At 65.9% G+C, this 6,996-nt stretch carries 8 protein-coding genes and 2 pseudogenes; 2 read left to right on the plus strand and 8 right to left on the minus strand.

What is annotated here, in order from left to right; genetic code table 11:
- Window positions 1-46 precede the first annotated feature (46 nt).
- Window positions 47-1,078: an NADP(H)-dependent aldo-keto reductase gene (locus NH448_RS13530; protein WP_253028885.1), complete on the minus strand. Its 1,032-nt coding sequence runs from the start codon at window positions 1,076-1,078 to the stop codon at window positions 47-49.
- A 258-nt stretch (window positions 1,079-1,336) separates the two neighbouring features.
- Here NH448_RS13530 and NH448_RS13535 point away from each other — a divergent pair.
- Window positions 1,337-1,792 (plus strand): annotated as a pseudogene (locus NH448_RS13535) (sel1 repeat family protein); the annotation flags it as partial.
- A gap of 336 nt (window positions 1,793-2,128) precedes the next feature.
- Window positions 2,129-2,635 carry a hypothetical protein gene (locus NH448_RS13540; RefSeq protein ID WP_108131597.1) on the plus strand — a complete coding sequence of 169 codons (507 nt, stop codon included), beginning with the start codon at window positions 2,129-2,131 and terminating at the stop codon, window positions 2,633-2,635.
- Window positions 2,636-2,837: 202 nt separating this feature from the next.
- Here the strand turns inward: NH448_RS13540 and NH448_RS13545 are convergent, their stop codons facing one another.
- From NH448_RS13545 to NH448_RS13575, 7 genes and pseudogenes are all read right to left on the minus strand, one after another.
- Window positions 2,838-3,806 carry an NAD(P)H-quinone oxidoreductase gene (locus tag NH448_RS13545; RefSeq protein ID WP_045991354.1) on the minus strand — a complete coding sequence of 323 codons (969 nt, stop codon included), beginning with the start codon at window positions 3,804-3,806 and terminating at the stop codon, window positions 2,838-2,840.
- 66 nt (window positions 3,807-3,872) lie between these two features.
- Window positions 3,873-4,424, minus strand: coding sequence for a TIGR00730 family Rossman fold protein (locus NH448_RS13550; protein ID WP_045991353.1), 552 nt, complete (start codon window positions 4,422-4,424; stop codon window positions 3,873-3,875).
- A gap of 54 nt (window positions 4,425-4,478) precedes the next feature.
- The gene (locus NH448_RS13555) at window positions 4,479-5,000 is read right to left on the minus strand and encodes a DUF501 domain-containing protein (protein ID WP_045991352.1); all 522 of its coding nucleotides are present in this window, start codon (window positions 4,998-5,000) and stop codon (window positions 4,479-4,481) included.
- Window positions 4,984-5,298 carry a hypothetical protein gene (locus NH448_RS13560; protein ID WP_045991351.1) on the minus strand — a complete coding sequence of 105 codons (315 nt, stop codon included), beginning with the start codon at window positions 5,296-5,298 and terminating at the stop codon, window positions 4,984-4,986. The genes NH448_RS13555 and NH448_RS13560 overlap by 17 nt, the downstream gene beginning before the upstream one ends.
- A 164-nt stretch (window positions 5,299-5,462) precedes the next feature.
- On the minus strand, window positions 5,463-5,930 hold the full coding sequence (gene ybaK, locus NH448_RS13565) for a Cys-tRNA(Pro) deacylase (RefSeq protein WP_045991350.1): 468 nt from the start codon (window positions 5,928-5,930) through the stop codon (window positions 5,463-5,465).
- Window positions 5,931-5,932: 2 nt separating this feature from the next.
- Window positions 5,933-6,337 (minus strand): thioesterase family protein, encoded by a 405-nt coding sequence (locus NH448_RS13570; protein ID WP_045991349.1) that lies wholly within the window; start codon window positions 6,335-6,337, stop codon window positions 5,933-5,935.
- Window positions 6,338-6,481: 144 nt separating this feature from the next.
- A pseudogene (locus NH448_RS13575) lies at window positions 6,482-6,996 on the minus strand (hypothetical protein); the annotation flags it as partial.

Raw genomic sequence — 6,996 nt, forward strand, 5'->3', positions numbered from 1 at the left:
AGGGCAGGCGTTGTTCTTTGCTTGAGGCCGAGGGGGCGAGGCCGCTTCAGGGGCTGGGGTTGGGCAGCCTGTGATGGATGGCCTCGATGCCTTCGATGACTTCGTCGGCCAGCACCAGGGACTCCGAGGCGAGGTTGCTCTCGAGCTGCTCCATGGTGGTCGCGCCGATGATGTTGCTGGTCAGGAAGGAGCGCGAGTTGACGTAGGCCAGCGCCATCTGGGCCGGGTCCAGGGCGTGCTCGTGGGCCAGTTCGACGTAGGCGCGGGTGGCATCGATCGCCTGATCGGAGCTGTAGCGGCTGAAGCGGTCCCACAGGGTCAGGCGGGCGCCAGGCGGACGGGCGCCGTCCAGATACTTGCCCGACAGCACACCGAAGGCCAGCGGCGAGTAGGCCAGCAGTCCCACCTGTTCGCGGTGAGCGATCTCTGCCAGCCCCACCTCGAAGGTCCGGTTGAGCAGGTTGTAGGGGTTCTGTATCGAGGCGACCCGCGGCAGGCCCAGGGTCTCGGCCAGTTGCAGGCAGCGCATCACGCCCCAGGGTGTCTCGTTGGACAGACCCACGGCACGTACCTTGCCGGCATCGACCAGTTCCTTGAGGGCCGACAGTGTCTCTTCCAGATCGGTGGCCTGCTCGTCCTCGTCGTGGGTATAGCCCAGGCGACCGAAGAAGTTGGTCGAACGGTCCGGCCAGTGCAGCTGGTAGAGATCGACGTAGTCGGTGTTCAGGCGTGCAAGGCTTGCGTCGATGGCCTCATGAAGATGGGCGCGAGTCAGGCGAGGTCCGCCGCGGATGTGCTTGATACCGGGGCCGGCAGCTTTGGTGGCGATGACCACGTCGTCGCGGCTTTGGCGGCCCTTGAGCCAGGAGCCTAGATAGCTCTCGGTCAGTCCCTGGGTGTCGGCCTTGGGCGGCACCGGGTACATCTCGGCGGCGTCGATGAAGTTGACGCCGAAGGCCACCGCGCGGTCGAGCTGGGCATGGGCCTCGGCCTCGGTGTTCTGCTCGCCGAAGGTCATGGTTCCAAGGCACAGGCGACTGACGTCGATGCCGGTGTTGCCAAGGGGACGGATCTGCATGGGGACTCCTTCTGGTAGGCCTTTGTCAGGGGGGCGCAGCGCCGCCGCCGGACCGTTTTTGCTGCAAAGCATCGAGATGGTACCTTTGGCCGATAGGGGTCGCCAAATCCCGGGGGTTGAGTCCGTATCGGGCCAGGCGTATGCTTGCCACCCCGTTGCCGCGGAGGAGTCCGTGGCACCGTCGATTCAACAGGAGATCGCCCGCGACACAGGAGGTGTCCGGTCCGACTTCCATCCTTTGGACTCAAGGTTGTTGCCATGCAGCAGGCATCGTCACTGAAGACGCGGCTCGAGTACCGTCTGGCCCAGCAGTTGTTTCACACTCGCTGGTTGCCCCGCTCGCCGCGAACCCAGAGGCTGACCATGCGTCTGTTTCAACGCTGTGCGGACGCCGGGCACCCGGCAGCACTGTCGTTGTACGGGCACATGCTGTTTCACCGGTCACGGGCACCCCAGGACAAGGCACGCGGCGCTCGCTACGTGCTGCAGGCCGCCCATGGCGGGGACGTCAGGGCGCAGTACCAGGCAGGCCAGATCCACGAACATGGCTGCGCGCTGTACCCGGCGCGCCACGACCACGCCGTGACCTGGTACGCCCGGGCCGGGGAAGCGGGGCATGCGTTGGCGGCGGCGCGCCTGGAGCGCGCCTACCGGGATGGTGAGCTGTCGCTACCGGTGGATCCAGAGCGTGCCGCCTACTGGGCGGTGCTGGCTTCGGCAGGGCAGGCCTCGTCAGGACAGCCTTCGTCAGGGCAAACCTTGGCACGCCAGGCCTCGCCAGGTTCGGCCAATAGCGCCCTGGCCAATGGACAGCCTGTTCCGGGGCAGTCCGCCAGGCAAGACGGTGTCATGCTGGACAAAGCGGAAGCCCAACAGCGACACTAGAGGTATCAGGCGCGGCGGTTGGGTCGCGCACGGGTCCCGGTGAGGCCGAGACGAGCGGCGGTTCAGGATTCCCTGGCCGCCGCTGGTAGTTTGGGCCTCGGGTACGGTTTTCGTTGTCGGGTGACGTCGGGGAGGCGTTTTGGCCGACTGTCACGACGAGGTTTGCTGCCTGTGGTGTTACCGACTCTGCTGGATATCGAAGCCTCTGGATTCGGGCGCGGCAGCTACCCGATCGAGATCGGCCTGGCGCGGCCGGACGGCAGCTGCTGCGCCTTTCTGATTCAGCCCCTCGAGGAATGGACCCACTGGGATCCCAAGGCCGAGCTGCTGCACGGGATATCCCGGGCCCGGCTCGAGCGCGAGGGCTATCCGGTACGTCACGTCGCCCGTTGGCTTAACGATGAGCTGCACGATATCGGCATCGCCTACAGCGATAGCTGGGGGTACGACAACACCTGGATGTCGCTGCTGTTCCACCACGCCGGCATGATTCCCGCCTTCCGCCTGGAAGCGCTGCGGCGGTTGCTCGACGAGACCCAGATGGCGATGTGGAGCGACATCAAGGAGTCGGTGATCGAGGAGCGGGGCATCCAGCGCCATCGCGCCGGCGAGGACGCCCGGCTGCTGCAGTTGACCTTCGCCCGCACCCAGGAGCTCAGCGCGCGCCGCTGACGCTCACTGTTTATCACTCTCGCTGACGCTCACTCTTTCTCGCGTTCTTTCTCGCACTCTTTGCCGCGCCATGGCGTCGCTCTATGTGGCGCCGCTCTCTATGGAGCTGTTGGGAGCCTGCCTACCTGAACAGTTACCCACAGCCGGTCCGACTGACCGTCTGTGGATAACGTATGCTGGTGTGATCCTTCAGGGAGCGAGATCAATCGGCGGCGACACGCAGCAGCAGCTTGCCGGTGTTGGCATTGTCGGCGAGGTGCTGGTGGGCGGCTTCGACCTCCGCGATGGGCCAGTCGGCGTCGATCAGCGGAGCGAGCTCGCCGCGCTCGAGCCTTGGCCACACGTGGCGAGCGAGTTCACCCAGAATCCTGCCCTTGTCTTCCGGTGACCTGGCCCGCAGGGTCGAGCCGATCAGGCGCTGGCGCTTCATCAGCAGGCGGCCGATATCGAGCTCGGCGTGGCGTCCGCCCATCAGCCCGATCACCACCATTCGTCCATCGGCGGCCAGCACCCGTTGATTGTCGGCCAGATAGCTGGCCCCCACCGGGTCGAGGATCAGGTTGACCTCGCCGAATGCCTTGACCGCCTCGACGAAGCTGCCCTGGTGGCGGTTCCAGCCCGCCCTGGCACCCAGCGACAGGCAGCGCTTGAGCTTTTCATCGCTGCCCACGGTGACAAAGCAGGGGTGACCGAACTCGCGGCACAGCTGGATCGCGGCGGTACCGACGCCGCTGGCGGCGGCGTGCAGCAGCACCTGCTCGCCTTCGGCGAGTTGGCCTTCGATGAACAGGTTCAGCCAGGCGGTGGCGTAGACCTCCGGCAGGGCGGCGGCCTCGCGCAGGCCAAGGCCATCGGGCACCGGCAGCACCTGGCGTTCGTCCACGCAGACCTTCTCTGCGTAGCCGCCACCGGCGAGCAGCGCGCACACTTGCTGTCCAACCTGGAGCTTTTCGACCTCGGGGCCGAGCGCCACCACGCTACCGCTGACTTCCAGTCCCAGCACCTCGGAGACGCCTGGGGGCGGTGGGTACTGACCGGCGCGCTGCATCAGGTCGGCGCGATTGACGCCGGCCCAGGCCACCTCGATATGCACTTCTCTGGCCCGGGGGGCGGGGAGATCGTCGGTGGACCGCCAGATCAGGCGGTCGCCGTCTTGCTGCATGGCGTACATCGGACATCCTCCATGATGAAATGAGAGGTCGACGAGGCGGCTGAGAAGCCGCTTGGACGCAGGAGCCTAGCGCTTGTCCAGGCGGGCCTCGAGCGCCTCCAGCAGGGCGTCGGGGTTGGCTGCACTGATCAGCGTATCGAGCGTGGCGGTGTCGAGAAAGCCCTGCTCCACCCCGGCGTGGAGGAACCTAAGCAAGGGGCGATAGAAGGCGCAGGTGTCGAGAATGCCGATGGGCTTGGCGTGCAGGCCGAGGTAGCGCCAGGTCCAGGTCTCGAAGAATTCCTCCAGGGTGCCGATCCCGCCCGGCAGCATCACGAAGGCGTCGGCGTTGGCCGCCATCTGGGCCTTGCGCTCGTGCATGTCGCCGACACGAACCAGTTCGGTCAGGCCATCGTGGGCCAGCTCCCGGTCCACCAGGTGGTGGGGCATGACGCCGATGACCTGGCCTCCGGCCTCCAGGGTGGCATCGGCCAGCGCGCCCATCAGGCCGACACTGGCGCCACCGTAGACCAGGCCATGACCGCGTTCGGCCAGGCGCCGGCCGAAGGCGCGGGTATCCTCGAGAAAGCGGGGATCTTCGCCCTGGCGTGAACCAAGATAGACACAGATCTGGGCCATGGAACGTTCTTCCTGTCGCGGCGTGAAGGGGGAGAGCGCTTGTCTGCGAGCAGCTCAGGGCAATAGATCGATGATGCCGTAGTGCTCGTCGACCCACTGGCCGATCACATTGTTGCCGCACAGGTGATGGGCGTACTGGGTGTGCAGGCAGCGCACCTGATCGTGGTTGGCGATGCCGCCGATGCCGCGTTCACGCAGCACCTTGTCATAGCCCAGACGCTCGACCTCGGCACGCTGCTCGGCGCTCATGTGCGCCCAGCGGGTCGCGATGTAGTCCTGGTGGCTTGCATGGTAGGCCGCACGGAAGTCGTCATCCTCCTTCAGCCGGGCTTCCAGCGACTTGATCACGCCGGCGGCCTCGATCCGTGACAGCTCCACCTTGAGCAGCTCGGAACTCAGCCAGAACAGGGTGGGAAACGGCTTGCCGTCGACGATCGGGGCCATGCGCAGCACCAGCGGAGTGCCTTCGCCGTCGGTGGCGGCAAGGGCCTCGATGCCGCGGGGCTCGCGACCGAGCTGCTCGGCGATGATCGCCGTCTGGGCGGCATCGGGGGGCGTGTCAGGACGGATCACCATCGGGGTTGTCTCTTACGAATTTGGTGGAGCGCCCCACCGCGCGAAAGAAGGCACGATTGAGCTGTTCCGGGGTGGGGACGTAGGCCTGCTCGCGCTCGATGAACTCGGCGCCGCGTGCGATCAGCACGTCGTAGAGGCGATTGAACGGGGCATCATAATCGTAGGGATCGGCGCCGAACAAGCGAATGTGCGGATAGTCGGCGAAGCGCTCGAGGAAGAAGGCTTCCAGGCTGGCCTCGGCGGCGCGATGGCGGACCTTGTCGTCCGGGTCCAGCCACAGGGTGTAGCGGATCGCCATGGGCACCTCTGGTGTCGATATGGCTCCACCCTAGCATTTTTGCCATTTTGACGCTTGTTCGGCCGGTCTTTTTACTGGGAACAGGGCAGTCTCGAAGGGCTAGCTCGAAAGGCTGTCTCGAAGCGCTATCTTGAAACGCTATCTCGAAGCGCTATTTCGAAGGACTATCTCGCCAGCGCCACCACCTGGGCATCGGTCAGCGCGATCAGGTCGTCCGGGGCCAGGGTGATTTCCAGGCCGCGGCGTCCGCCGCTGACGTGGATCTGGCTGTGGTCGTGACAGCTGTCATCGATAAAGGTGGCCAGACGCTTCTTCTGACCCAGCGGGCTGATGCCACCGACCACATAGCCGGTGGCTCGTTCGGCCGCTTCGGCCTCGGCCATGGCGGCCTTGCGACCCTTGGCCGCCTTGGCCAGGGTCTTGAGGTCGAGCTTGCGCGATACCGGCACGATGGCCACCACCAGGCGCTGGCCATCGATGCTGGCCAGCAGGGTCTTGAACACCGCCGCGGGGTCCAGCCCCAGCGCCTCGGCCGCCTCCTCGCCGTAGGCCGGCGAGCGCGGGTCATGCTCGTAGCTGAGGGTGGAAAATGGTCTGCCGGCCTTTTCCAGCGTCTTGACGGCAGGGGTCATGGTCAGGCGATCTCCGGTTCGTGAAGGTGCTCCATCAGGGCTTCGCGCAGCTCGCCTTCGATCGGCACCGCCTTCTTGGTCTGGTGGTCGAAGTGCACCAGCACGGTGTGGCCGAGATTGGTCAGCTCGCCCTTCTGGTGGGCTTCCTGGGTCACGGTGAAGGAGCTGTTGCCCAGGCGTGACAGGTAAGTGCGAACCTCGATGTCATGGCCATAGTGGAGTTCGGCGCGATAGTCGATCTCCATGCGTGCCATGATCAACCGCCACTTGGCCGGGTCCAGGTCCGGGGTGAACAGTCGGAAGAGGTCGTTGCGTGCCAGCTCGAACCAGGCCGGCAGGCGGGTATTGTTGACGTGACCGAGGGCGTCGGTGTCGTAGAAGGCGGGCTCGATGGTGCGGGTCAGCATAGGGCGTTCTCGTTTGTTGTGGTGGCGATGTGGTGATGTCAGGGTTTCAGGATTATCCCAAGCAAGCGCTAGGTCAAGATGCGGGCGTCGGCGCGCCCGTCTTGGCTCAACGCTTGGCTCAGCCTTTAGCTCAGCCCTTGTCTCTCAACTTCGGCGGCCTGCCCACCACTGCTGCACGCGCATCCACGACAACAGCCACAGGGTGGCGGCGGCGAAGCCCAGCAGGGTGCCTGGCCACAGGCCGAGGCTTGCGTAGGTCAGTGACACCACCAGGGCGTAGCACAGAAGCGAGCCCAGGCCCGCAGGATAGTGCTTGATGACCGTGGCCACCGGCGCTGCCCCCTGGGTCAGGTGGAGGATCACCAGGAACGGGTACATGGTCACCGGGAACGCCGCCATGACCCCGGCCCAGGCGCTCGGCACCACATGGGCGAGGCCGGTGATCAGGAAGATGATGCCCGCGGCGAGCCCTGCCCGCAGCGCCAGCGCGGGCCAGGAGAAACCGCCCTTGGGGGTGGCCTTGACGTCGGGGACCCGACGATAGAGCCAGGTGAAGACGATGATGGCGGCCAGGGTGGTGAGGGTGCCACCGAGGCGGCTGAAATCGACCTGGGTCAGCAGGCTGCTGGCGGCGAGCCAGGCGGCAAGGCCACCCGCGG

It is taken from the genome of Halomonas sp. OfavH-34-E, from assembly GCF_024124525.1.
GTDB lineage: Bacteria > Pseudomonadota > Gammaproteobacteria > Pseudomonadales > Halomonadaceae > Halomonas > Halomonas litopenaei.

Bases quoted from the DNA above. Each gene is read 5' to 3' on its own strand.
- NH448_RS13530 (WP_253028885.1), bottom strand. From the start codon at position 1,078: ATGCAGATCCGTCCCCTTGGCAACACCGGCATCGACGTCAGTCGCCTG.
- NH448_RS13545 (WP_045991354.1), bottom strand. From the start codon at position 3,806: ATGTACGCCATGCAGCAAGACGGCGACCGCCTGATCTGGCGGTCCACC.
- NH448_RS13550 (WP_045991353.1), bottom strand. From the start codon at position 4,424: ATGGCCCAGATCTGTGTCTATCTTGGTTCACGCCAGGGCGAAGATCCC.
- NH448_RS13555 (WP_045991352.1), bottom strand. From the start codon at position 5,000: ATGGTGATCCGTCCTGACACGCCCCCCGATGCCGCCCAGACGGCGATC.
- NH448_RS13560 (WP_045991351.1), bottom strand. From the start codon at position 5,298: ATGGCGATCCGCTACACCCTGTGGCTGGACCCGGACGACAAGGTCCGC.
- ybaK (WP_045991350.1), bottom strand. From the start codon at position 5,930: ATGACCCCTGCCGTCAAGACGCTGGAAAAGGCCGGCAGACCATTTTCC.
- NH448_RS13570 (WP_045991349.1), bottom strand. From the start codon at position 6,337: ATGCTGACCCGCACCATCGAGCCCGCCTTCTACGACACCGACGCCCTC.